Annotated in this window: 21 protein-coding genes and 1 pseudogene; 5 read left to right on the forward strand and 17 right to left on the reverse strand. The window is 64.1% G+C overall.

The window, feature by feature from the left end:
• Window positions 1–11 precede the first annotated feature (11 nt).
• The 17 genes and pseudogenes from rplR to bcsE all read right to left on the reverse strand — a co-directional run bounded on the left by rplR (window position 12) and on the right by bcsE (window position 17,193).
• Window positions 12–365 (reverse strand): annotated as a pseudogene (gene rplR, locus ACWPWO_RS16175) (50S ribosomal protein L18).
• Window positions 366–386: 21 nt separating this feature from the next.
• A complete protein-coding gene (gene rplF, locus ACWPWO_RS16180) occupies window positions 387–920 on the reverse strand; it encodes a 50S ribosomal protein L6 (RefSeq protein ID WP_394062784.1) in 534 nt (177 codons plus the stop codon).
• Window positions 921–932: 12 nt separating this feature from the next.
• Entirely contained in the window at window positions 933–1,328 is a 396-nt protein-coding gene (gene rpsH / locus ACWPWO_RS16185; RefSeq protein ID WP_394062786.1) for a 30S ribosomal protein S8, read from the reverse strand.
• Window positions 1,329–1,339: 11 nt separating this feature from the next.
• Complete coding sequence (gene rpsN / locus ACWPWO_RS16190) at window positions 1,340–1,645, reverse strand: 30S ribosomal protein S14 (RefSeq protein WP_394062788.1); 306 nt, start codon at window positions 1,643–1,645, stop codon at window positions 1,340–1,342.
• A gap of 10 nt (window positions 1,646–1,655) precedes the next feature.
• Window positions 1,656–2,195, reverse strand: coding sequence for a 50S ribosomal protein L5 (gene rplE / locus ACWPWO_RS16195; RefSeq protein ID WP_394062790.1), 540 nt, complete (start codon window positions 2,193–2,195; stop codon window positions 1,656–1,658).
• Between the two features lie 12 nt (window positions 2,196–2,207).
• Window positions 2,208–2,528 (reverse strand): 50S ribosomal protein L24, encoded by a 321-nt coding sequence (gene rplX / locus ACWPWO_RS16200; protein ID WP_394062792.1) that lies wholly within the window; start codon window positions 2,526–2,528, stop codon window positions 2,208–2,210.
• Between the two features lie 13 nt (window positions 2,529–2,541).
• On the reverse strand, window positions 2,542–2,910 hold the full coding sequence (gene rplN / locus ACWPWO_RS16205) for a 50S ribosomal protein L14 (RefSeq protein WP_003805375.1): 369 nt from the start codon (window positions 2,908–2,910) through the stop codon (window positions 2,542–2,544).
• A 356-nt stretch (window positions 2,911–3,266) separates the two neighbouring features.
• Entirely contained in the window at window positions 3,267–6,827 is a 3,561-nt protein-coding gene (bcsC, locus tag ACWPWO_RS16210; RefSeq protein ID WP_454007421.1) for a cellulose synthase complex outer membrane protein BcsC, read from the reverse strand.
• Complete coding sequence (bcsZ, locus tag ACWPWO_RS16215; protein ID WP_454007422.1) at window positions 6,818–7,930, reverse strand: cellulose synthase complex periplasmic endoglucanase BcsZ; 1,113 nt, start codon at window positions 7,928–7,930, stop codon at window positions 6,818–6,820. The genes bcsC and bcsZ overlap by 10 nt, the downstream gene beginning before the upstream one ends.
• Window positions 7,923–10,226 (reverse strand): cellulose biosynthesis cyclic di-GMP-binding regulatory protein BcsB, encoded by a 2,304-nt coding sequence (gene bcsB / locus ACWPWO_RS16220; RefSeq protein WP_454007423.1) that lies wholly within the window; start codon window positions 10,224–10,226, stop codon window positions 7,923–7,925. The genes bcsZ and bcsB overlap by 8 nt, the downstream gene beginning before the upstream one ends.
• Before the next feature lie 29 nt (window positions 10,227–10,255).
• A complete protein-coding gene (bcsA, locus tag ACWPWO_RS16225; RefSeq protein ID WP_454007424.1) occupies window positions 10,256–12,874 on the reverse strand; it encodes a UDP-forming cellulose synthase catalytic subunit in 2,619 nt (872 codons plus the stop codon).
• Window positions 12,868–13,527: a cellulose synthase operon protein YhjQ/BcsQ gene (locus ACWPWO_RS16230; RefSeq protein WP_454007425.1), complete on the reverse strand. Its 660-nt coding sequence runs from the start codon at window positions 13,525–13,527 to the stop codon at window positions 12,868–12,870. Before ACWPWO_RS16230 ends, bcsA begins: the two co-directional genes overlap by 7 nt.
• 56 nt (window positions 13,528–13,583) lie before the next feature.
• Window positions 13,584–13,778, reverse strand: a complete 195-nt coding sequence (bcsR, locus tag ACWPWO_RS16235; RefSeq protein WP_454007426.1) for a BcsR/BcsP family cellulose biosynthesis protein — start codon at window positions 13,776–13,778, stop codon at window positions 13,584–13,586.
• A gap of 8 nt (window positions 13,779–13,786) precedes the next feature.
• The gene (gene bcsG / locus ACWPWO_RS16240; RefSeq protein ID WP_454007427.1) at window positions 13,787–14,977 is read right to left on the reverse strand and encodes a cellulose biosynthesis protein BcsG; all 1,191 of its coding nucleotides are present in this window, start codon (window positions 14,975–14,977) and stop codon (window positions 13,787–13,789) included.
• A complete protein-coding gene (gene bcsG, locus ACWPWO_RS16245; protein WP_454007428.1) occupies window positions 14,941–15,438 on the reverse strand; it encodes a cellulose biosynthesis protein BcsG in 498 nt (165 codons plus the stop codon). The genes bcsG (ACWPWO_RS16240) and bcsG (ACWPWO_RS16245) overlap by 37 nt, the downstream gene beginning before the upstream one ends.
• A 4-nt stretch (window positions 15,439–15,442) precedes the next feature.
• Window positions 15,443–15,622 (reverse strand): hypothetical protein, encoded by a 180-nt coding sequence (locus ACWPWO_RS16250; protein ID WP_454007429.1) that lies wholly within the window; start codon window positions 15,620–15,622, stop codon window positions 15,443–15,445.
• Window positions 15,619–17,193, reverse strand: a complete 1,575-nt coding sequence (bcsE, locus tag ACWPWO_RS16255; RefSeq protein ID WP_454007430.1) for a cellulose biosynthesis protein BcsE — start codon at window positions 17,191–17,193, stop codon at window positions 15,619–15,621. Before bcsE ends, ACWPWO_RS16250 begins: the two co-directional genes overlap by 4 nt.
• 298 nt (window positions 17,194–17,491) lie before the next feature.
• Here bcsE and ACWPWO_RS16260 point away from each other — a divergent pair, with 298 nt between their 5' ends.
• The 5 genes from ACWPWO_RS16260 (at window position 17,492) to ACWPWO_RS16280 (ending at window position 25,305) form a co-directional block, all read left to right on the forward strand.
• The gene (locus ACWPWO_RS16260) at window positions 17,492–18,919 is read left to right on the forward strand and encodes an NAD-dependent succinate-semialdehyde dehydrogenase (RefSeq protein WP_454007431.1); all 1,428 of its coding nucleotides are present in this window, start codon (window positions 17,492–17,494) and stop codon (window positions 18,917–18,919) included.
• A 95-nt stretch (window positions 18,920–19,014) separates the two neighbouring features.
• Window positions 19,015–19,680, forward strand: a complete 666-nt coding sequence (locus tag ACWPWO_RS16265; protein ID WP_454007432.1) for a TetR/AcrR family transcriptional regulator — start codon at window positions 19,015–19,017, stop codon at window positions 19,678–19,680.
• 47 nt (window positions 19,681–19,727) lie between these two features.
• Window positions 19,728–22,076 (forward strand): acyl-CoA dehydrogenase, encoded by a 2,349-nt coding sequence (locus ACWPWO_RS16270; protein WP_454007433.1) that lies wholly within the window; start codon window positions 19,728–19,730, stop codon window positions 22,074–22,076.
• Window positions 22,073–23,368, forward strand: a complete 1,296-nt coding sequence (locus ACWPWO_RS16275) for an acetyl-CoA C-acetyltransferase (RefSeq protein ID WP_454007434.1) — start codon at window positions 22,073–22,075, stop codon at window positions 23,366–23,368. Before ACWPWO_RS16270 ends, ACWPWO_RS16275 begins: the two co-directional genes overlap by 4 nt.
• Window positions 23,365–25,305: a 3-hydroxyacyl-CoA dehydrogenase NAD-binding domain-containing protein gene (locus ACWPWO_RS16280; RefSeq protein WP_454007435.1), complete on the forward strand. Its 1,941-nt coding sequence runs from the start codon at window positions 23,365–23,367 to the stop codon at window positions 25,303–25,305. Before ACWPWO_RS16275 ends, ACWPWO_RS16280 begins: the two co-directional genes overlap by 4 nt.
• Window positions 25,306–25,420 lie beyond the last annotated feature (115 nt).

The raw sequence follows: 25,420 nt of genomic DNA on the forward strand, positions 1-25,420 counted from the left end.
TGATAATTCCTTTAGAATTTCAAGCCGGCTTCACGCGCGGCCTCGGCCAGCGCTTTCACGCGGCCATGGTAACGGAAGCCCGAGCGGTCGAAAGCAACCTACTCGATACCCGCGGCCTTCGCCTTTTCGGCGACGCGCTTGCCAATGAGGCTGGCGGCCGCAACGTTGCTGCCAACGGCCAATTCTTTGCGAACCTCGGCCTCGGCAGTGGAAGCACTGACCAGAACGCGGTCGCCTTCGGGCGAGATGATGCTCGCGTAAATATGCGAATTCGTGCGGTGCACCGACAGGCGGTGTACGCGCAGCTCGGCGATCTTGCGGCGAGTAGCCACTGCACGACGCATACGGGATTGTTTCTTGTCCATGATTCGTCCTTGCCTGCAGGCTTATTTCTTCTTGGTTTCCTTGAGGATGACGCGTTCGTCGACATAACGCACACCCTTGCCCTTGTAGGGCTCTGGTGGACGATAGCCACGAATTTCAGCGGCAACCTGACCAACCACCTGCTTGTTCGAACCCTTGATCACGACTTCCGTCGGGGTGGGGCACTCGGCTTTGATGCCTTCAGGCAGTTCATGCACGATGTCGTGCGAGAAACCAAGCTGCAGCTTCAAGGCATTGCCCTGGACCTGTGCGCGGAAACCCACGCCAACCAGGCTCAGCTTGCGCTCGAAACCGGCGCTGACGCCAACAACCATGTTGTTGACCAGTTGGCGCACGGTGCCGGACATTGCGTTTGCGTGACGGGTTTCGTTCGCAGCGGCAAATGACAGCTGACCGTCTTGAAGCTCGATGGTGACATCGCCAGTCAGAGGCTGGACCAGGGTGCCCAGGGGGCCCTTGACCGTGATCTGATCGGCGGCAATGGTCGTTTCCACGCCCTTGGGCAGAGAAACGGGATACTTAGCGACGCGTGACATATGATGTTCTCCTTATGCCACGTAGCACAGCACTTCGCCACCAACGCCGGCTGCGCGTGCTTTACGGTCGGTCATCACGCCACGCGAGGTGGACACGATGGCAACACCCAAGCCGTTCATGACTTGAGGAATGCTTGCGCTGCCTTTGTAGATGCGCAGTCCAGGGCGCGAGACGCGGTCGATGCGCTCGATGACTGGCTGGCCGGCATAGTATTTCAGGGTGATTTCCAGCTCGGGCTTGGCTTGTTCGCCAGCGATGCGGAAGTCTTCGATGTAGCCTTCGTCTTTCAGCACGGCAGCAATGGCTGCCTTCAGCTTCGAGGAGGGCATGCTGACCGACGTTTTGTTGACCATCTGCGCGTTGCGCACGCGGGTCAACATATCGGCGATTGGATCGCTCATGCTCATGTGTATTTCTCCTACCAGCTGGCCTTGGTCATACCGGGGATCTCGCCGCGCATTGCCATTTCGCGCACTTTATGGCGAGTCAAACCGAATTTCTTGAAGACACCACGTGGGCGCCCGGTGATAACGCAACGGTTGCGTTGACGGGTTGGGTTCGCGTTGCGAGGCAGTTGCTGCAGCTGCAGGCGAGCCTGGTAGCGTTCTTCGTCAGACTTGGACTGGTCGTCAATGATCGCTTTCAGTGCGGCGCGCTTGGCGGCGAATTTCTCAGCCAGCTTGGCGCGCTTGATGTCGCGATTGATCAGGGAAAGTTTAGCCACGTTGCGCCCCTTAGTTGCGGAACGGGAAGCTGAACGCGCCGAGCAGCGCCTTGGCCTCTTCGTCCGTCTTGGCAGAAGTAGTGATGCTGATGTTCAGACCACGCACTGCGTCGATTTTGTCGTACTCGATTTCGGGGAAGATGATTTGCTCTTTAACCCCCATGTTGTAGTTGCCGCGACCGTCGAACGCACGACCCGACACACCACGGAAGTCGCGCACGCGCGGCAGGGCCACGGCGATCAGGCGATCCAGGAATTCGTACATGCGTTGACCGCGCAGGGTCACCATACAACCGATCGGGTAATCTTCGCGAATCTTGAAACCGGCAATAGCCTTGCGGGTCTTGGTCACGACGGGCTTCTGACCAGCAATCTTGGTCATGTCCGAAACCGCGTTCTCGATGATCTTCTTGTCAGCAACCGCTTCCGAGACGCCCATGTTCAGGGTGATCTTGGTGATGCGGGGTACTTCCATGATGCTCTTGTAACCAAACTGCTTCTGCAGGTCGGCAACCACTTTTTCGCGGTAGAAATCTTGTAAACGTGCCATGTTATCCGCCCCTTATGCCTTGGCGCCAACGACTTTGCCGTTGGAACGATAAACACGCGTCTTCTGACCGTCGATCACCTGGATGCCGACGCGGTCGCCCTTGCCGGTCTCGGGGTTGAACAGAGCAACGTTCGAGATGTGGATGGGCATGGTCTTGTCGACGATGCCGCCTTGCGTGCCAGCCATGGGATTGGCCTTAACGTGTTTTTTCACTACGTTGATGCCTTCCACGATGACGTGGTCTGCATCGACGCGTTGCAGTACGGTGCCGCGGCGTTTTTTATCACGGCCGGTCAGCACGATAACTTCATCGCCTTTGCGAATTTTTTGCATTTTTTCGCGCTCCTTACAGCACTTCGGGAGCCAGAGACACGATCTTCATGAACTTCTCGGTACGCAGTTCGCGCGTAACGGGTCCGAAGATGCGGGTGCCAATGGGTTCCAGCTTGGCGTTGAGCAAAACGGCGGCATTGCCACCGAAACGAATCAGCGAACCGTCTTTGCGGCGCACGCCCTTAGCGGTACGAACCACTACAGCGTTGTAGATTTCGCCTTTTTTGACGCGTCCGCGCGGGGCCGCTTCCTTGACGGTAACTTTGATGATGTCACCGATGGCGGCATAACGGCGCTTCGAGCCGCCCAGCACCTTGATGCACATTACGGAACGCGCACCTGTGTTGTCGGCCACGTCCAGCGTGGTCTGCATTTGAATCATGATTTTTCCTGTTCCAACTTAATTGCAACGATCCAGCCAAAATGACCGGGTCACACAACCAGTTTTGGTCCCGTCAGATTCGGATCCAGCCAGTTCGATACCGTAAACCCGATCTCGATCTGGTCCGGCAAGCCGAACCCTAGGTTGAAATCTTGCGAGAGACAAAACGTGTATTACCTGCCAGGCTTGCCAGCCAGACCCCATGCCAAAGCACAATGCCATTCGGACAAATGGACAGGTAAGCTATTCATAATACTAAAAGCCAGCCCGAAAAGCAAGGATAAATTCAGTAAAGCCTTGAGCTTGCGGACTTTTCCCCACACCAGGCGACCTGGCGACCGGCGTGGGGACCCCGTTCACTTGAAATCCGCGTAGGGAGTCAGGGGCCGGGGCGGCAAGGGCAGGTCCCCCTGCCATGGCTCGAAGCTGTAGCGCAGGTAGAGCATGAAGCGGCTCGGGGCGTACTCCTTGCCCTTCTGCCAGTCGATGCCGCCGCCCAGCACCCAATGATTGTCCAGCCTGCGCTCGGCCACTCCCCGCAAGGAGTAGGCCCATCCCTTGCTCGAGCTGCCCTCGATGGCGTTGGAGGACAGCAGATTGGCGTACGGCACGCCCATGGCCGTCATCTGACCTGCAGGCCCCGAGACCAGCCCTTCCAGAGGATAGTAGCTGGATGCCTGGCTGCGCGTGAAGGAGCGGGACACCGAGCCCTGCAGCTCGAAAGACCAGTTGGCCGTGCGCCGGGCATAGGTGACAGGCAGCGACAGGGAGGTGAAGCGCTGCGGACTGAAGTATCCTCCCTGCCCCAGTGTGTATTCCCCCAGATCCTGCGAGAACCGCCAGTGGAGCGCATTCACCCCCACGGACAATTGTTCATGGGGCCGATTGATCAGGCGGTGATAGTAGCCGCCCATCAAGGTGGTGCGGGTGTTGCCTTGCACATTGCGGCCCGTAAGACGATGCAGCCCCAGATCCGCCCAGACCCCGTGGGCCAGGCCTTGGTCCCAGCTCAGGCCCAGGCTCGCCCCGGTGGCCAGAACTCCGCCCCAGGTGATGCCGGTACGGGGGTCGCGGGCCCCTGCAAATGACAGCAGCGAATTGGACAAGGGCCGGCGCGAAGCGGTGAGCGTCAGGCCAAGCGGTCCGGCGTCCCCGCTGATGCTGACGCCGCCCACCCAGTTTTCCACAGGAAAGCCGGCCGGCGTGCGGCCTATGTCGGCGGCGAAGCGCCCGTTCCGGTAACCCAGAGCAAAGCTGGTGCCGTTGGCGCGCTGGCGCAAGTCACTGCTGCATCCTGGAAGGGCGACTGTATTTCCGTCGGCGTCGTCCGCCGTGAACGAGCAGGTGCCGAATCGCTCCTGGTGGGCGCCGTTCGTCTCTACATCGAACGAGCCCGCATTCATGCGCACATGGTCGGCCCGTACATACATGGTGCCCTCGCCCAGCGGGAAATCCAGCTGGGCCATGGTCGTGCCGGCCCTCAGCCGCGACAGGCCCGGCGTGCCGTCGTTGCGCCCCCAGAAGTCCTCATGCAGATGCAGTACGGGGCTCTGCTGCTGATAGAGCTCGGCCGTGTCGCTGCGCAAGCTGCGCAACAGCCAGTCATCGCTCTCGTTGCTGCGCGTCGCCCGGGTCAGCTCCGTCTTGCGCCGCTCCTGCCCTGCCGCCGAATAATCCTGCAAGGCTACGGCCTGCCGCAAGGCCGTCTCGAAATGTCCCAGCGCCTGCTCGGGTTGATCCTTGGCGACGATGCGGCCCAGGTCGCGGTAGAGCAGAGGCTCCGGCCCCTGGGCCTGGCTGGCGGCCTGCTCCAGCAGAGTGCGCGCCTGCGCCCTTTCGCCCAAGGCCAGATAAAGCGCCGACAGGCGCCGCTTCTCATTGACGCTGGCTGAGTCGCGCAAGCTCGCCGGCCTGTCGCTCAAGGCCTGCTCGACCGTCGCCGTGCGCCCTTCGGACTGCCAGGCTTCCATCTGGCCCAGGTAGGCGTCCGGGTTCTCGGGCTCGGCCCGCAGCACCGCCGCATATTGGGATTTGGCCTTCGCCACGTCGCCGGACTCCAAAGCCCATGCCGCGATCTGCAGGCGCACGGCATTGCTGGGCCGGTCTTCACGTTCGAGCGAGCCTATCGCATCCTGGACCCGGCCCACGGCATACAAGCTGCGAGCCTGCTCGATCCGTTCCCTGTCGTGCAGACGCTGCGCCAGGGACTGCATGTCCGCGGTCCAGTCGGTACGAGCCACCCGCTCCAGGCTCGCCAGTCCCTCGCTCCAGCGATCGAGGGACTCCAGCAGCAGGCCATGGGCATAGCGGCTGATCCCTGCGCGCGGATGCTTGTCCAGATGGCGCTGGAATGCCTGCAGGCCGCGCTCGGTCTCGCCGGCCTTGAACCACATCTCGGCCAGGCGATAGCTCAGCCATGGGTCATCCGGATCCAATTGCTGGGCCTGTTCCAGGGAGGCCGCCGATGCGCCCCACTGCTCCGCCCGCTCCTGCTCCTGCGCCTGGGCCAGGTACATGCGCAACTGGACGAGACGCCGCGTCTGCGCCAATGCCGCAGCGTTTGGCCCGCGGATCGAGTCCAGCCAGGCCAGGGCTTGGGCGGGCTCGTATTTATCCAGGGTCCGGGCGATTCCGCGCAGCGCCTCCGCCTGCCCGGGCTCCCGCGACAGAACGCGCATGTAGCCGGCCAGGGCGGCATCGTACTGGCCGCGTGCGGCCGCCACATCCGCCAGCCCCAGCGGCGCATGGACGTCTTGCGCATCCAGGCGCGTCGCCTGCGTATACAGAGCTTGCGCCTGGTCCAGGCGGGAAGCCTTCAGGGCCGCCTCCGCCTGCTCGAGCAACAGCCAGTAGCGCGTCGAATCGATCAGGCTCACCCAGCGGTATGTCTGGTCCTCCCGAGGTTCGCTCCGCTTGGCCTGCTCGAAATACTGCAGGGCCCGTACGCGATCGCCGCGGCGCAGATAAGCCAGGCCCAATGCGCCCAGGACCTCCACATCGTCCGGATAGGCCCGCGCGGCCTGTTGCAGCTGGGCAAGGCTGCGGGCGCTCGACCCTCCCGCCTCGATGGCGGCTATCCCCTGCTGGCCGGCCACCCAACGAGGATCGCTCAACAATGCCGCCTGACGATCCGCCTGGGCCTGTGCCTTGGCAACCAGGCTGTGGCCTGCGTACAGGGCGACGAACTCCCGCCAGGCGCCCAAGGACTCGGCCGACACCGGCAGCGTGGACAGATAATCGAATTCCCGCGTGGCGGCTGCCCCAAGGCCGCCGGGCAGCTTGGCCAACTGGTACAGGTAATTTCGGGCTTGGGCGGGCTGGTTCAGGTTGAACGCCAGATTGGCCAGTACGGTCAGGAGGGCGGCATGCCTGGGATACGTTTTCTGGAGCTGCTGCAATTGAAGGTAGGCCGCCTGCCTGCCGCCCTCTTCGCGGGCGCGCAGTTGCCAGTACTCCACACCATAGTCCGCTCCTGGCAGAACGCCCTTGAACAAATCGTCATACGCTTTCCTGGCCTCTTCCACGCGGCCTGCCGCCGCCAGCAGGCGAGCCTGGCCCAGGGCTTGGGAGCCGGCAGGCTGGGACAGGCGCAGCAGGACACGCGCCTCGCGCAACTCCTGGGACTGCGGCGCCCGGGCCTCCAGATCCTGCAGGAAAGCTTGCGCTTCGACCAGCTTGCCGGTTCGCAACGCCTGGTTGAATTGGGCGAACACCCCCGCAGGATGCCCCGGCTCCAAACGATAGAGGCGCTGCACGGCATCGTTGACGATATCATCCCGATAGGCGGATTCGCCTACATGGATCTGTTCAATGATGCGCCGCTTGAGGGCCTCGGCGTCGGCCTGCGGCTGAGCCTGAACCGGATTGGCCGCGAACATGCCGGCCAACAGGATGAAGTTGAGTCGATTCAAGGGCATGGCGACTGTTGTGAATCAAGAAAACCATGGGGGTCGAATCGCAGCAAGCCGGCGTCCCACCCAGCGGAAAAAAGGCTCAGCACCTGGCTGTAATAGTTGTCTCGCGCCATCGGCACCCCCGCCGCCCTCGTGCGCAAGGCCCTGGCTTTATCGCCATCGGCGAACAAAGGCAGCAAGGCGGCGGAAAAAGCGGCCGGCCCGACGCCAAGCGCCGTCCCGTCACGGCTATCGATGCGCTCGGGAAAACGCCCGTCGGCACCTATCCATTGCCCGATGGGGGCGAAGTGCGCCTTCAATTCCACCGCGCCCGTCATGCCCGCGGGCATCATTCCCACCCATAGATAGACACGGATGGCGTCATAGCTGCTTTGGGCGTCTTTTCCGTCACGGCTGACGAAGCGATGCCCCTGCCCGTCCCAATCCACCCAGTCCGGCGATACGGCCAGAGGAGCGGACTCGACCAGAAGACGACGCGTCCCTTCCAGAACCTGCGCCCATGGCTGGCTGGCTTCCTGCGCGAAACGCTCCATCACCATGGGCGGCAGGTAGCTTGGATTCAAGCGCCATTGGTCTTCATGCACGAAACCTTGCCGACCCGGCAGCAGCATGGCCCCGAAGCCGGGCAGATCCGCCACCTCTTCCTTGCCCATGCGCTGCAGCAGCAGGTGCCCCGCCACCGTATACTCGCGCTGCTTCCACAAACGGCCAGCCTCAAGCAGCGCATAAGCAATCCAGGCATTGGAATCCGACGCCGAATTCGCATCCAGCACGCCCCAGGCGTCCTCGGACTGCCTGCCCCAGAGCCAGGCCGGCAGATGCGCGCCCAGGTCTCCCTGGGCCAGATTATCCCGGGTCCAGGCGAGCAGGCGGCGAAACATGGGCTGGTCACCGGCCAGCAAGGCGAACAGCATCGCATAGCTCTGCCCTTCGGACGTGGTGATCTGCCTCTGGTCCGAATAGTCCACCACCCTGCCCTCGTCCGTGATCAGGTGCTGGCTGAAATACTGCCAGCGCGCCTCGAAGGCGGACGGCTGGCAAGTATCGGCCGAGGCCGGCAGCCCGGCCGCCAGCAGCAACAATGCCGCAAGCAGGCGCTTAAGCATCTTTGCTCAACCGCCGGCGAGCCACTGCCCGCAAGGCCAGCCACAGCATGAGCGCGATCAGCACCACCGTCAGCGCCGCCACGGCGGCCAGCAGCAGCGGTTTATCGGACAAGTGGAACCATACCAGTTGCCACCAATGCAGTTGACCGACGAAATAACGCGGCCCCACCGCTTCGCTCACAACGCCCGAATCCCGGATGAGGGCCACGGAACCCTGGATGGCGTCCCGGCGGCCTTCATCGCGAAAAGCCGTACGCAGCAAGGCGTAATCCTCCGGCGTGGAAGCCAGCAGGCCCACCCAGCTACGCTGAGGGTAGGCGCTCGACTGCATGCCGACCACCGCCGCCAGCGGAGCCAGCGCCTTCACGTCCACTCGCGTCACCGCGTCCATCTCGGGACGCTCGGAGAACTCGGTATGTCGCAGGCTGTCGCTGACGCGCAATCCAGACTGGCGAGGCTGCTTCACACTGTCTCCAGCCTCCTGCAACAAGAGATTGGCGTTTGGGCTTAGACGCGCCGCCTCCGGCATCTCCCCGATCCAGATGACATCGGCGTCCTGGGCGGCCGCCGCATTCAGATCCTGGCTCAGGCGCACCTTGACAGCGGGATAGCCCACTTGCGCGCCGATATGGCCCATCAACTCCAGGACGGTCGAGACGCTCTCTTTGTTGAGCTTGGCCGGGAGCACAACCAGGGTTTCAGACAGGTCGGCCATCTTGCTGAACGGAAAGCCGCTCATGGCGAAAGCCTGCAGATTCGGCATTTCCAGGTAATGCCGATAACCCGAAAAATCGATGTGGGAGTTTTCGTCGATGGCGGCCCGCGTGTCGACCGGCAGCATGGTCTGGCAACGGTCCGGCTGCGAACTGCCCACCAGCGCGGCAAAGGAAAAATCAAACCGCAATTGATTGTGCGCCCCGATCTTCAGGGCCGGAATCAACAGGTTCTCCTGCGTGGTGGTCGAATCATTGCTGAGCAAAGGCAGGCGCATGTCGCTCAAGGCCCGGGTGCCGCCCTGGGGATTGAGCAGATAACTATCCACGAAGCGGTTGTTCAGGCTCAGGCTCAACCGCGACTCATCCACCGAAGCCGGGGGCGTATAGCGATAGCGCACCTGCATGGGAATGCCGTTGTTGCGCCAGACGAACAGATCAGGCGGCAGGTTCAGGCGCAAGGTAATGGGCGCGGGCCTCAGGCCCGACACCTCCAGCTGCCCCGGATACTCGACCAGCTCCGAAAAACGGTCCGGCCGATCCGTCGGCGTCCAGTTGGGAGCGTCGTAAGGCTTGCGCGCCTGCAGGCTTACCGCATCCTTGATGGTGACGCTCTGGCCGCGGAACAAGGGGTTGCCCAGGGCCAGCGCCTGGGCCGCCGTCAGCAGGTCCGCACTGTCTCGCCCCAGCACCAGCAGCAGTTTCCGGGTCGGATTGTCGGGAACGCTGATCAGTTCCACGGTGGGAGCATCGACCTTGGGATAATCCTTGAGGATGTCGGGGCGATGGTCATTGTCGGCAAAGACCACCGCATGACCCTGCGCGGGCAGACTGTTGATCAGGGTCGGAAACTCCAGGACGCGCCACGCGGCCCGGCTGCCCAGGAAAGAGGAAAGCACGGAGGCGGCCTGCAAAGTGGGCGCATCGGGCAATTGCTGGAACATGAACGGAATGGATTGGGCGTTCATGTCGCCCAGGTCCAGGAATGGCTCCGGAAAGAACGCCAGGTCGTTCACGACCGGAAGGGCTTGCTGATCCAGGACCACGCGCGTCTTCTGGCTGAGGTCCAGCCACAGCGACGTGTGAGCCAGATCTTCACAGATATTGGTGTAATGCCCGACGAATTCGAGCCGCAGGCGGTTGAAGCTGGTCAGGTAGAGCGGATCCAGTCCGACACGGTGCGACTGGACGGTTCCGGGGGCGGTTTCGTCCACCGGCACGACACCCATCATCTCCTCGTTCAGGTACACCCTGATGTGCGAGAGCTTGCTCAGCAAGGCGGGAGACGGCGTGAAGGCCAGGTCCAGGTGGGCCTGGGTCACCACCTGGTCCTTGCGCAGGGTGAACTCCAGCGTCTGCACATTCTGCAGGCCGTTGAGCACCGCCACGTCGCCATTGGCCAGCCGCCTCAGGCTCAGCTCCGTGCGCACGGTCCGCGGCGCGTCATGCTGCTCCTGCGCGGCACTGCTGGCCGGCGGTTCCACGATCCCGGTCGGCGCCGTCAGGCCCGCCGGGGTGTTTTCTTGCGAAAAGGCCAGGGCGCTGGACGCCATGCCAAGTGCCGCAAACAGGAATTTCATCATTTTTTTCATAAGGCAAACGTTACGGTCACTCAAAACTTGGAAACGGGTGCGTCGACATTGCGACGCGGCACGAAGGACATCAGCCAGGACAGGGCGTTTGTGCTTTCGCGCAGCATCACGTTGAACGGGAATGGCGCGTGCGCGGCCAGGCGCTGATAGCCGCTGAAGCCAAGGACCACCACGTCGCGCAGACTGCGCAAGGGCCTGTCCAGACGGAACCGGTCGCTCCAGGCAAGCCAGGAGTCGGCGCGTGCAAACGTGCACTGGATCAGGTCGATGTGGTCCTGCTGACTGAGGCTGTCGAACTGTATGCCGATGTTGCGCCCCAGACTGCGGCTGATCGTGCCGGCAAAACTGAAACGCCTCTCGCCGCGAGCCAGAATCAGGGTTATGCGCTGGCCATGTTTCAAGCCGCGCGCCTCGTCCAGCGTCAGACCCACCCCGCCTTCGGAATAGTCGGTCAGCACGGCCGGCAGGATATGGCCGTCTTCACTTTGCACGAAAGCGGGCAGCGAGGCAGGCACGCGATGGGTCTGCCTCACCTGGCGCACCTCCGCCGCCACGGCCACCGCCCCGCCCAGAATGATCAGATTGTAGAAAACCCAGAGCATCGTGATCAGCACGGTGATGATTTCATGCGAGGGGCCCGTGAACAGCCGCCATACGCCAAAACCCAGGCCGACCACGTTGGCCAGGGCCAGCAGCACATAGGGGTGGGAGATGGTCCAGTCGAAGTACTGGCGCTCGACCAGGCCGCCCTTGGCCGTCACATTGAATTTGCCCTTGCTGGGTGCGAACAGGGCCACCGTCGTGGGCCGGGCGATGTACCAGGCCAGCACGGTCTCGTAGACCTCGCCCCAGAACGTGCGCCGGTACGAACCCTGAATATGCGAGTTCGTGATGTTGGCGTGCACCATGTGCGGGACGACATTGAGCAAGATGGCCACCGCCGGCGCGTAGACGATGTAGGAATGAAACCAGAGAAAGGCCAGCGGCGCCGTCAGATAGATGATGCGCGGTATGCCGGCCAGGAAATGCAGCATCGCGTTCAGATAGCAGATGCGCTGGAAGAAGCTCAGGCCCTTGCCCAGCAAGGGGTTGTCCGTGCGGAAGATCTGCACCATGCCGCGCGCCCAGCGGATGCGCTGCCCGATATGGGCCGACAGGCTTTCAGTGGCCAGGCCGGCCGCCTGCGGGATGCGCAGGTACGCGGAGTTGTAGCCCTTGCGGTGCAGCCGCAGGGCCGTATGAGCGTCCTCGGTGACGGTTTCCACCGCGAACCCGCCGATGTCCTCGATGGCCGAGCGGCGCAGCACCGCGCACGAACCACAGAAAAAGGCGGCGTTCCACAAGTCGTTGCCGTCCTGCAGCAAACCGTAGAACAAGGCGTTTTCATTCGGCTGCTTGCCGAAATGCCCCAGGTTGCGCTCGAAGGGATCGGGTGAAAAGAAGTGGTGGGGCGTCTGCACCAAGGCCAGCTTGGGATCCTTCAGGAACCAGCCTGTGGTCAGCTGCAGGAACGAACGCGTCGGTATGTGGTCGCAATCGAAGATCGCCACCAGATCACCATCCGTATATTGCAAGGCATGGTTCAGGTTGCCCGCCTTGGCATGACGCCCGTCGGGCCGGATGATGTAGCCCACGCCCACCTGCTGCGCGAATTCCCGGAAAGCCTCGCGACGCCCGTCGTCCAGGATGTGGATGCGCAGCTTGTCCTTGGGCCAATCCATCCCCAAGGCGGCGTAGACCGTGGGTTTCACGACGCTGAGGTCCTCGTTGTAGGTGGGGATCATCAAGTCCACCGTGGGCCATTGAGACTGGTCCTCGGGCAGGGATGCGGGCTGGCGCCGCAATGGCCAGGCCGTCTGCGCATAACCCAGCAGCAGCACGATCCAGGAATAGGTTTCAGCCAGCAGCAGGGCAAGGCCAAAGACCAGATCCAGATTGCTGCTCCAATTCAAGGTGGACGTATAGCGCCACCAGATGTAGCGGCTGGACACCGTCACGGACAGGACGATGAGCATCAGGGTGGAGAGCTGGCTGGGCATGCGCCGGACCACCATGGCGGTGCCCCAGAGCAAGATGACGAAGATCAGCTGCGCAAAATAGGAAAACGGCTGAGTCACCAGCAACAGGGCCATGCCGCAGGCCAGCGTCCCGGCCAGCAGCAGGACGAGCCCGCGCGCGCCCCGTCCGAGCGCGGCATAGTGCTCGGCCACATAGCGGCCATACCCGTCCTGACGCATGCGCAGAGTCATCTGTCCCAGACGCTCGAGCCAGCGGCGGCGGCGCCGCAGCAGCCAGAAGCGAGCCGCCTGCATGAAACGCTGGATCGTGCGGGCTGCAGGCCAGCCGCGTTGCTCGCCTGGCGAAACGAACAGCAGCATCCAGCCCGCCTGCAAGACATAGCGCAACGGATCCGCAAATCTCCAGGGACGACTGCGCAGGTGCTCGAACCAGGGGGCCGAGCGGCGCCGCAGCGACTGCCAGGCAGGGCCTTCCAGCCTGAAGAAAATGAAGCACACGCCCAGCCAGAACGAATACCAGGCTGCGGTTCGCCGTCCCATGCCGCGGTCTTCGCGCAGGTAGACGCGGGTGCGCTCCAGGTAGGCCTGGGCGGCCGGGGTGAGGAAAAGACGGGTCAGCATGGCTGCTCGAGCCTTTGCTGCGCAAGCGCCCATACCGCCAGGGCTGAAAAGTCCAATGCCGCCGCCGAGCGAGGCATATAGTCCGCTATGGTCATGCGCTTGGCCAATGCCTCGTGCAGCGCCTCGTCCCTATGCACGAACACCGGCAGCAACTGGTCCGCATAGCCCCCCCGCCAGTCCAGCACCAGGTCGGCCGAGAGCTTGCGCGCCGGATCGAACTGGTTGATCAGCAAACGGCTTTCCGGAGCGAGCAATGAACTTTGCCCCATTCGCACATGAGTGCCGATATCGGGGTTAAGCACGATGAGATCCATAAAGGCGGTCCTGCGCCATGACGCGCTGCCCGGGCCGATGACGCCGATGTCGGCGATCACCCAGTCGAACTCGGGCGCCAGCCGTGGCAGGGATTGCATCCAGAATTCAATCGCCGCATCCGCGTTCAAAGCCCGCGCGCCGCCCGCGGGTTGGCCGAACGGACAAAGCACGAGCCGCTCCTGCACCTCGAAGGCCTGCTCGGTCCATGCCTGCGGCGCATGCGCCCAGCCGTCCTGCGCTTCATAGGCAATGGGAAAGAACAGCCGCAGCATGTTTTCCGGGCATGCGTCCAGCAGCAGCACGCGCGCTCCCTGACCGACCAGGGCTTCCGCCGCCATGGCGGCCACCGTCGTGGCGCCCGCTCCCCCACGCAAGGTCCCTACCGTCATGAGTTTCATGATGGCAGCTCCGGATCGCGGTCGCGCTGCTGCGCCAGGCGATGCATTTCGCCCATCAAGGGCCAGCGCTGCAGCAGCTTCTCGTGTTCTTCGCGCGCGGCCACGTCCACGTAGTGCAAGGAGCGCAACTTCAGGAATTCCCGCAACGAAACCACATCATCGGCCAATACCAGTTTGGAACGTTCTTGCATGACGGCCTCTATCGTGGGTAAGGAATCCAGTCGCGCCCGCCCATGCGGACGTAGGGCACGCCTTGGTAAGGCATGAGCACCGTGCCTTCGTTCTCCGACACCGCCAGCGTCTGCGGCAGCCCGGAGGTCAGGCTTGCCCAGTCCACCGTGTCCTGTTCGAAAGCATGCGCGGCCAGCAGACGCGACAAGAGCTCCGAAATCGCCAGGTGACTGCTTGGCTCGTCGATACGCAGCGTTTGGCGAGGCTGCTGAGTTTTCTTGCCGCCGATCAGGCGCACGCCCACCGGCACATTGGTGATGGAGGGCGCGGGAATTTCCCGCATGCCCGAGATCTGCATTTTGTCGCCCACCAAGGCGGCGCCATGTTCGGGCACCAGGATCACCAGTACGCGCCGTCCGCTGGACTCCAGTTCGTCCATGAATGCGTCCAGCTCGTCGAGCAGCACCTGAGCCCTGTTCTGGAAAGGAGAAGACCGGCTGCCGCCCGTGGACGTGATTTCGCGATTTCCATCATGCAAGGTAATGGTGTTGTAGAGCAGCGCCGCATTCTTCTGACCCGAAGCCAATCTGTTGCGCCACCATTGCTGCAGGGTCTCGCGGTCATCCCAGATTGGAGAGTCATCAAATGCGGACCAGCGGCGCTTGGAATCCTTGGGAATGAACGGCGCGGGGAAACGCCCGCCGGCCGTCAGTTCCTCGATGAATCCCTGGAATTGCCCATTATGGTTCAAAGCGGTCTGCGGAGAAAAACCAAGCCGTTTGAGGTTTTCGAACAAATAGCACTGGTCATCCACCGGCTCGTACAAATCATGGTGGGACTCCTGGCCGCAACTGGCCCTCATCAGGCGCAGCACGGCGGGACCGCTGTACGAGGTTGCCGAATTGAAATTATTGAAGACCACATCCATTTTCTGAAAAATGGGATGGGAGCGAAGATTGCTCGCTTCCAGATCCGACCAGGACAGGGAGCAGATATTCAGAAGCAGCACATCAAACGCCGCCGATTCACCCAGTTCCACCGGAAACTGGGTGACGCGTTTTTTCTCCGCTGCATAAAAGTCCTGCAACGCCTGGTTGAGCTGTTCGTTGAGCGGCTTGCCCGCGACCGGCTCAGGCGGCTGCGCGATGCCCGCAGCCGGCGCCACCGCCTGCCCCTGCGCCATCACGGCCGGCTGTGTGCCCCACAGGCTTGCCGGCAAGGAAATGACGCCAGCCAGCTGGTCCCGACCAGCGCCACCATGCTGAACATGGTCAAGCGCAACCATTGGGAAAGGAACAGGTAGACCACCAGGAGCACGAAGCCGGCGCCCACCAGATCCCAGTTGATGAAGCGCTGCGCCAGCTCCAGCAGGTAAACGGTCGAGAAATTCAGGACATCGGGCTGAGCCAGCAGGCGCGATATGGGCGGGAACCAGGTGTCATAGTAAAAAAGAGCCGCGCCCACCGGAATCGCCAGCAAGTGGCGCAGGCGATGCAGCCACAAAGGCGGCAGCGGCAGCAGCAGCGCGCAGGCAAAAATCAAATTATAAAAAGCATGAAAATTGAGCAGCCCGGCCCAATACAAGAAAAGCTTGGCAATGAAATACAGATTCCACAGGCCCAGGCCGCGCCATATGGCGTAGAAGGGCGCCGGCAAATCCTGATCTTTGTTTTTAGCCATTTCTTCAGCGACCCTCGTCCTGCCCCTGGGGCCGGTAGACACCCCTGCTCCGCAAATAGCGGGCAGGCATGAAACTCAGTTTGAACCATAATGAAAATCCAAGCAGAACTCGCCAGAAGGGGCGGCCAAGGAACAGGCCCAGCACGAACGCCGCCATGGCGATGGCCGCGAACAACTGCGTCATGACAGCTCTCCCGAGGCAAGCTTCAGGCTGTAGCGACGCACGCTCCAGGCTCGTTCCGCATCCTGGCGGGCTGCCGGCCCCGGCCCGGAGACAAGATCCGGCGCCTCGATCGACTCGTCGGGCTCCTGCAGGCCCTGGTCCAGTTGCTGACGCAGGTTTTGCAATTGAACCTCGATCTGTGAATGGCTCGAATACACACGATGCTCAACAAAAATATCCGTGTAGGGAAGCCGAAACACGTTCGCCAGAGCCAGTTCGACCAGGTTGGGACGGCAGCCCAGCAAGAACAAATACACAACACCGCCCACATGGCAGGCGACATCGCCGTTACGACGCATGATGAGCTGGGTCATGACCTGGGACGTGTTCAGCCCGGGCACGGGCTCCAGAGCCACCAGCACGGCCGCACCGCCGGGCTGGACCAGCAAGGGCAGGCTCCGGTGCACATAATCGACAAAGGCGGAAGGAGAGATCATGCCCTTTACCTCGACAGGCGCACGCCTTTTCAGGACCTGTTCCAGGTCCTCGGGCAGGCTGCGCGTGTACGTCTGTCCCTGGATGCTTTCCAGGAGACTGAAGAAACGGGAGATATGCGTATCGGCCGGGACGAGCAAGGTGGCCCCGCAGGCATGCAGGATCTGATCGTCCTGATCACGCAAGGTCCGCCGCATTTCCCTCACGACCAATTTCAGGTCCGGGCCGCGTTGCTTGCGCAAGTTGTACAGCTTGCGCGCCAGATCCTCCACCTGGGAAACATGATCCAAGGCAAAGACCACCGTGGCATGCGTGGCGCGCAGCGCCTGCTCGTACACCTGCTGCGCCGTAGCGTGGACCTGCCAGTCCTCGGCCATGAAAACCGGCGTCCCTTCCAGCACCGGCTCCTGCAGGATGCATTTCTGTTCGTCAAGCACGCCGCCGGCTCCCGGGGCCTCATGCGCAGACTGCGAATACCTCCGTCCCGTGTACCGCCATCCGGCTACCGCTTGCCTTGCCAGACCCAATCCGGCCGGGCCGCAGACTCCTTCCGTGTTGCGCCAGAACGCAACCTCCCAGCGCGCGCCCGCCTCCAGCTCGACCAGGTGCGCTGCGCCGCGAACGTACTGGTTGAGCCTGCTCATGTGTTCCAGCATGGGCTTGGCGGCGGCTCCGGCCATGATCAGCATCAGGGTGCAATCGCCGGCCAGCAGCCAGTTCGACCAGGCCTTCATCAAGCGCCCGACATCAGGCAGGGCTTGCAAGGCATCAGCCGATACATGCGCCACGATGAGGCGGCCGCGGGGCCGCAACAGTTTGTCCAGATCGAGCGGAAATTCAGCCAGAGCCCTGGGCGTCTGAGCAGCCCAGGCAAAACCCCGCACTTCCGCGGCTGCGCCGGCGCGGGCCAGTTCGGCCATCAGTGCGTCCACCTGGTCGGCGACGTCTACGAATACGGCGCGGCTGCCCCGGGGAAGGGCAAGAAAAGTCTGAACGGCCAGGTCCCGGGTCTGACTGTGTCCGTAGACGCCCACGGCATACAAGCCGCCGCGCTGCAGCTGCGCGAACTCGACAGGCAGGTCCACGAACGGCAACAAAGCCCCTACCTCCGCGGGCTGCGAGCCTTGGCTGGTAAGATGTTTTTTTTGTCTTAGCTTCAAGAAGCCCATGGACAGCCTTTAACCCTCATTCAGGACGTTCACACAGAGACACTGCACGACTATAAAAACATATGCAACACGATTTGCAAAAAACCAGTGTCCAACAATTTCAAAATTGTACGAAAACAATACTAAGTTTTATAAATAAATCGCGAAGTTTGCAAAACTTCACGGTCCGCCCGTCCCATTCCATTCTTTTTCCTTATGCTATCGTCAACATCAAGTAGGAGACGACATGTATCCCGACCTGCACCTGTATATCAATGGTGAGTTTCTGGACGGCCAGGGTCGCAAGACCCAGCCCGTCATCAACCCCGCCAGCGGCGCGACCCTGGGCCAGCTGCCCCTGGCCGGCCAGGCGGATCTGGACGCCGCCCTGGCAGCCGCGCAGGCCGCTTTCCAGAGCTGGCGCCACAGCTCCCCCATGGATCGCAGCGCCATCCTGCGCAAGGTGGCCGAATTGTCCCGCGAACGCGCCCAGGAAATCGGCCGCAACCTGACGCTGGACCAGGGCAAGCCGCTGGCCGAATCGGTAGGCGAGATCATGTCCTGCGCGGATCATGCCGACTGGCACGCCGAGGAATGCCGCCGCATCTACGGCCGCATCATCAGCCCGCGCAATCCCAAGGTGCGCCAGATGGTGCTGCGCGAGCCCATCGGCGTGTGCGCCGCCTTCACGCCCTGGAACTTCCCCTACAACCAGGCCATCCGCAAGATCTGCGCCGCCATCGGCGCCGGCTGCACCATCATCCTGAAAGGCCCCGAGGATTCCCCCAGCGCCGTCATGGCCATCGCCCAGGCCTTCCATGACGCGGGCCTGCCGCCCGGCGTGCTCAACATCGTCTGGGGCGTGCCGCAGGAAGTGTCGGACTACCTGATCCGTTCGCCCATCGTGCGCAAGGTCTCCTTCACCGGCTCGGTGCCCGTGGGCAAGCAGCTGGCCGCGCTGGCCGGCGCCCACATGAAACGCATCACCATGGAGCTGGGCGGGCATTCCCCCGTGCTGGTGCTGCCCGACGCCGATGTGGAGCGCGCCGCCCGCCAACTGGCCCGCTTCAAGATCCGCAACGCCGGCCAGGTCTGCATCTCGCCCACCCGCTTCTACATCCATGACGACATCTACGACGCCTTCGAACAGCGCTTCACGGAGGAACTGGCCAGCGTGCGCGTGGGCGACGGACTGGACCCGGACACGCAGATGGGCCCGCTGGCGCACGAACGCCGCGTACCCGTCATGAAGCAATTCGTGGACAATGCGCGCCAGCTGGGCGGCAAGGTGATCCTGGGCGGCGAGCGCCTGGAGCGCGACGGCTTCTTCTTCTCGCCCACGGTGGTCACCGACCTGCCTGACCATGCCATGCTGATGACCGAGGAGCCCTTCGGCCCGATCGCGCCGCTGACCCGCTACACGGATCTGGACGAGGCCATCCGGCGCGCCAACAGCCTGCCCTTCGGCCTGTCCGCCTACGCCTTCACCCAGTCTCTGCAGGCCGCGCACCAGCTGGCCAATGAACTGGAATCGGGCATGGTCAACATCAACCATTTCGGCAGCTCCCTGCCCGAAACCCCCTTTGGCGGAGTCAAGGACAGCGGCATCGGCAGCGAGGGCGTCGCCGAAACCTTCGACGGCTACCTGGTCACCAAGTTCGTCACGCAGATCTGAACCGCCTGCCCCTGGCCATACAGGCTAGGGGCAATCCCTACTGCACTTTCAGCGCACACCCGCTAGCATATTCAAACAAGCGTTTGAATCAAGGCGTGACGGCGAAACGTTCCGATCGGACCCGGTCCGCCATACTCGATGCAGCCGAGCAACTGTTCGCGCTGCACGCTCACGAAAACACCTCCATGCGCCAGATCACGGCGCAAGCGCGCGTCAATCTGTCCGCCGTGAATTATCACTTCGGCAGCAAGGACGGCCTGACCCAGGCGGTATTCCAGCGCCGCCTCAACGTCATCAACCAGGAGCGCCTGGAAAAGCTGGCCCATTACCGCAAACTGGCGGGGTCAGGCCCGTTGAAGGCCTCGCAGGTGGTGGACGCCTTCTTCGGCCCGATGATCCGGCTGGCCGGCTCGGGCGACGGGCCGAACCGCTCCTTCATTCCCTTGCCCAGCGGCGACCGGCCCGCGCCCCAGGACTTCATCCAGTCCATCTGCTGGGACGAACAGGTCGCCATCTTCCTGCCTTTCAAGCAGGCCCTGCTGGAAGCCCTGCCCATCGTGCCCGAGGAAGAAATCATCTGGCGCTTTCATTTCATGCTGGGCGCCACCTCCTACGCCCTGATGGCCACGCAATCGCTGCGCCGAGCCCTGCAGCTGCCCCTGAATGACGCGCAGGACGGCGGCCAGCAACTGCAGGAACGCCTGATGAGCTTTCTGCTGGGCGGCCTGCGCGCCCCCCTGCCGACCTCGCCCTCCGCCTGACGCCGGGCGGCGGCTCCACCCTCCAACCAGAGCTAGCCGGAGTCCCTATGTTTCTGACTTTGCTGTTGATCCTGATCCTGCTTGGCTGCGCCTACGTCCTGAAGAACCGGGAACTGCGCATCAAATGGCTGAGCCGCCCCATCTACCGGGCCTTTTCCCGCGGGCGGCCCTCCATGTCCCAGACCGAGCGCGACGCGCTGGAGGCCGGCACGGTCTGGTGGGAAAGCGAACTGTTCCGCGGCAAGCCCGACTGGAACAGGCTGTCCGCCTATCCGGCCTACCGGCTCACGGACGAAGAGCGCCAGTTCCTGGACACGGAAGTGGAGGCCGTGTGCGCCATGGTCGACGATTGGAAGCTGAGCCAGGAAGACTTCGACCTGCCGCCGGCCGTGTGGGACTACCTGAAGCGGAACCGCTTCTTCAGCCTGATCATCCCCAAGGAATATGGCGGGCGCGGCTTTTCCGCGCAGGCCCACTCGGCCGTGGTGGCCAAGCTGTCCACGCGCAATTCCGCCCTGTCCGTATCCGTCATGGTGCCCAACTCCCTGGGACCGGCCGAGCTGCTGCTGCACTACGGCACCCCTGAACAGAAGCAGCACTACCTGCCGCGCCTGGCGGACGGGCGCGACATCCCCGCCTTTGCGCTGACCAGCCCCTGGGCCGGCTCGGACGCCGCCTCCATCCCCGACGCGGGCATCGTCTGCAAGGGCCAGTGGCAAGGCCAGGAAGTGCTGGGCATGAAGGTCACCTGGGACAAGCGCTACATCACGCTGGCGCCCGTGTGCACGCTGCTGGGCCTGGCCTTTCGCCTGTATGACCCGGACGGCCTGCTGGGCGGGGAAAAAGACATAGGCATCACCTGCGCGCTGGTGCCCAGCGACCATCCCGGCGTGCAGACCGGCCGGCGCCATTTCCCGCTGAACGCCATGTTCATGAACGGGCCCACGCGCGGCAAGGATGTCTTCATGCCGCTGGAATTCATCATCGGCGGCCCCGCCATGGCCGGCCAGGGCTGGCGCATGCTGATGGAATGCCTGGCCGCCGGCCGCTCCATCTCGCTGCCCGCCTCCTTCACCGGCATGGCCAAGCTGACCAGCCGCGCCGTGGGCGGCTACGCCGCCGTGCGCACGCAGTTCCGCAGCCCCATCGGCAAGTTCGAAGGGGTGGAAGAAGCCCTGGCGCGCATGGCCGGCCATACCTACGCCATGGACGCCGCCCGCACCATGACGGCGGCCGCCGTGGACCTGGGCGAGAAGCCCTCCGTGGTCTCGGCCATCGTCAAGTACCACATCACCGAACGCGGCCGCATCGTGGTCAACGACGGCATGGACGTGATAGGCGGCAAGGGCATCTGCCTGGGCCCGTCCAACTTCCTGGGCCGCGCCTACCAGCAGTTGCCAGTGGGCATCACGGTGGAGGGGGCCAACATCCTGACGCGCAGCCTGATCATCTTCGGCCAGGGCGCCATCCGCTGCCACCCCTACATCCTGGACGAAATGAAGGCCGCGCTGGATCCCGATCGCGAAGCCGGCCTGGACAAGTTCGACGGCGCCTTCTGGGCCCACGTGCGCTACACGCTGGCCAACACCGGCCGCTCGCTGTGGCTGGGCCTGGGCGGCTGGCGCCTGCTGCGCGCGCCGCGCGGGACGGCCGGCGCCATGCGCTCCTACTACAGCCAGGCCAGCCGCTACAGCGCCGCCTTCGCCCTGCTGGCCGACGCCTCCATGCTGGTGCTGGGCGGTTCGCTGAAAATGCGCGAGCGCCTGTCCTCGCGCCTGGGCGATGCGCTCTCGCAGCTTTACCTGCTCAGCGCCGTGCTCAAGCGCTTCCACGACGAAGGCCAGCAACAGGATGACGCCCCCCTGGCCCACTGGGCCGCCCAGGACGCCCTGCAGCGCACCCAGCAGGCCCTGGACGGCGTGCTGCGCAACTTCCCCAACCGACCGCTCGCCTGGATCCTGCGCGTGCTGGTCTTTCCCCTGGGCACGCGCCGCCTTGGGCCGGACGACAGGCTGGACCACGCCGTGGCCAAGCTGCTGACGCAAGCCGGCGCCACGCGCGACCGCCTGACCTATGACGTCTACCTGCCGGCCAACGACCAGGACCCGGTAGGCGCCATCGAAGCCGCCCTGCAGGCCACGTTGAACACGCGCGACATCGACGCCAAGATCCGCCAGTTCGAGAAAAGCGGGCGGCTGGAAGCCGATCCCAGGGCCAATGTGCGCGACCTGGCCGAGGCCGTCTTCCAGGCCGGTGGCATCACCGCCCAGGAATACGATATGGTTAAGGCTCGCAATGCCTTGCGGGATCGGGTGATCGCCGTCGACGACTTCCCTTTTGACCTGCGCCCGGAGCCCGCCGCCCCCCGACACGATGAACGAGGAAGCCAGCCATGAGTTTCGAGCCTGTCTACATCATCGATGGCGCGCGCAGTCCCTTCCTGAAAGCACGCAACGCGCCCGGCCCCTTTTCGGCCGGCGACCTGGCCTTGCAGACCGGTCGCGAACTGCTGCTGCGCCAGCGCTTCACCGCGCCCCAGCTGAGCGAAGTCATCCTGGGCTGCGCCGCGCCTTCCGCCGACGAAACCAATATCGGCCGCGTGGTGGCCCTGCGGCTGGGCGCGGGGCACCGCGTGCCGGGCTGGACCGTCATGCGCAACTGCGCCTCGGGCATGCAGGCGCTGGATTCGGCCATCCAGTCCATCCAGACCGGCCGCTCCGACCTGGTGCTGGCCGGCGGCGTGGATGCGCTGTCGCGCGCGCCCGTGCTGCTCAGCGACGACATGGTCCGCTGGCTGGCCGGCTGGAACAAGGCGCGCAGCCTGGGCGCGCGCCTCAAGGCCCTGCGCGGCTTGCGCCCGCGCTACCTCAAGCCGGTCATCGGCCTGCTCAAGGGCCTGACCGACCCGGTGGACGGCCTGTCCATGGGACAGACCGCGGAGAACCTGGCCCACCAGTTCGACATCAGCCGCCAGGACATGGATGACTATGCCGCCCGCAGCCACCGTCTGGCGCTGCAGGCCCAGCAGGACGGCGTCTTCGGGGAGATCGTGCCCCTGACCGATGCGCGCGGCAGGAACTACCCCCAGGACGACGGCGTGCGCGCCGACTCCACGCCCGAAAAGCTGGCCAAGCTGCGGCCCGTATTCGATCCGCCCTGGGGCAACGTCACCGCCGGCAACAGCTCCCAGGTCACCGACGGCGCGGCCCTGCTCATCCTGGCCAGCGAAGCGGCCGTGCGCGAGCACCAGCTCGAACCCCTGGGCCGCATCATGGACGTGCAGTGGGCCGGGCTGGACCCGGCCACCATGGGCCTGGGCCCGGTCTTTGCCGCCACGCCCATCCTGGAGCGCAACCGGCTCGGATTGAACGCGCCAGACCTGTGGGAGATCAATGAAGCCTTCGCCGCCCAGGTGCTGGCCTGCCGGGCCGCCTGGAACGACCAGGATTGGTGCCGCCAGCACCTGGGCCGCGACGCCCTGGGCCTGCTGGACCTGGACAGGCTCAATGTGGACGGCGGAGCCATCGCCATCGGCCATCCGGTGGGCGCCTCGGGCGCCCGCATCGTGCTGCACTGCCTGAACGCGCTGCGCCGGCGCAATCTGCGCCTGGGGCTGGCCGCCATCTGCATCGGCGGCGGCCAGGGCGGCGCCATGCTGATCGAATCGCTGCAAGGAGTCCAATCATGACCCCGGTCCTCACGCTCGAACTGCAGAACTTCACCCTGTACACGGACGAACAGCACATCGCCTGGCTGAAGATCGACTGCGCCGGCAGCACCGTGAACCGGCTGTCCGCGGACGTGCTCCAGGAGCTGGCGCGGGCGCTGGACTACCTGAACGGCCATCCGCCCAAGGGCCTGGTGATCTATTCGGGCAAATCCGCCGGCTTCGTCGCCGGCGCCGACATCGACGAATTCGCCGAGCTGGACAACGCGGAGAAAGGGCAAGCCCTGGTCACGCGGGGCTGGCGCCTGTTCAACAAGCTGGCCAAACAGCCCTACCCGACGCTCGCCCTGATACAGGGCCACTGCCTGGGCGGCGGCCTGGAACTGGCCCTGGCCTGCCGCTATAGACTGGTCGTGGACCAGCCCGACACGCGCCTGGCGCTGCCCGAGGTCATGCTGGGCATCTTTCCCGGCTGGGGCGGCATGAGGCGGCTGCCGCGCCTGATCGGGCCGGCGGCCGCCATGGACCTGATGCTCAGCGGCAAGAGCGTGGACGCGCGCAAGGCCGTGCGCCTGGGACTGGCCGACGCGCTCGTGCCCACGCGGCTGGCCATGCAGGCCGCCGCCCAGCAGGTGCTCAGCGGCAAGCCCGAGCGCAAGGCGCGCGGCGCCGCCGCCCTGCTCAACCAGAAATGGCTGCGCCCCCTGGTGGCCCGCCAGATCCGCAAGCAGATCGATCGGCGCGACCCGTATCAGCATTACCTGGCGCCGCGCGCCATCCTGGAAGTCTGGGAAAAGCACGACGGCGACGCCCTGCAGGCACCCGAACTGATCGAGCGCCTGACCCAGTCGGACGTGGCCCAGAACCTGTTGCGCGTGTTCCATCTGCAAGAACGCCTGAAAGGCATAGGCAAGCGTACGGCTCACCCGGACATCGCCCGCCTGCATGTGGTGGGCGCGGGCGTCATGGGCGGGGACATCGCCGCGCTGTGCGCGCTCAAGGGCATGACCGTCACTCTGCAGGACCAGGACCGCGAACGCATCGCCCAGGCTCAGGGCCGGGCCGCCGCCTTGTTCCAGCGCCGCCTGAAGGACCGCCGCCTGGTCCAGGCCGCGCTGGACCGGCTGATTCCCGACCCCGACGGCCACGGCGTGCCCAGGGCCGACATCGTGCTGGAAGCGATCTTCGAAAACGCCGATGCCAAGCGCGCCCTGTACGCCGCCCTGGAACCCCGGCTCAAGCCCGGAGCCTTCCTGGCCACCAACACCTCCAGCCTGTCCCTGACCGAGCTGGGACGCAGCCTGCTGCAGCCGGACCGGCTGGTGGGCATCCACTTCTTCAACCCCGTGGCGCGCATGCCGCTGGTGGAAGTCGTGGAAAGCGCGCACCTGGCGCCGGACGTGCGCAGCGCCGCCTACGCCTTCGTGAACCAGATCGGCAAGCTGCCCCTGCCGGTGCAGGACAACCCCGGCTTCCTGGTCAATGCCGTGCTGGCGCCTTACATGCTGGAGGCCATGCGCTGCGTGGACGAAGGCCTGTCCCCTGCCACCGTGGACAAGGCCATGGAGCAGTTCGGCATGCCCATGGGGCCGCTGGAGCTGGCCGACACCGTGGGACTGGACATCGCCCGCGACGCGGGCGTGCAGCTCAGCGGCGAGGCCGTCCCGCCCGCCTGCCTGAGGCAGCGCCTGGACCGAGGAGAACTGGGCCGCAAGACAGGCCAGGGCTTCTACACGTGGAAAAACGGCAAGGCGCAAAAGCCCCACGCCGGCACTGTGCCGCCGGGCCTGGCCGAGCGCCTGATCCAGCCGCTGATCGCCAAGACACGGGAGCAGGTGCATATCGGCGTGGTGGGCGACGAGGACCTGGCCGATGCGGGCGTCATCTTCGGCACGGGCTTCGCGCCGTTTCGCGGCGGTCCGCTGCATTACAAAGCGGCACGGAAACAACACATTTAGCACGGATTGGCACAACTACCTATACGCCGAACGGCCGGGGTCATGCACCATAGAAAACAAACAGGCGTTTTAAAACCTGCCCCTCGGCCGCTGCCACCAGCAGCACATACCAACT

Source organism: Alcaligenes sp. Marseille-Q7550 (assembly GCF_965112015.1).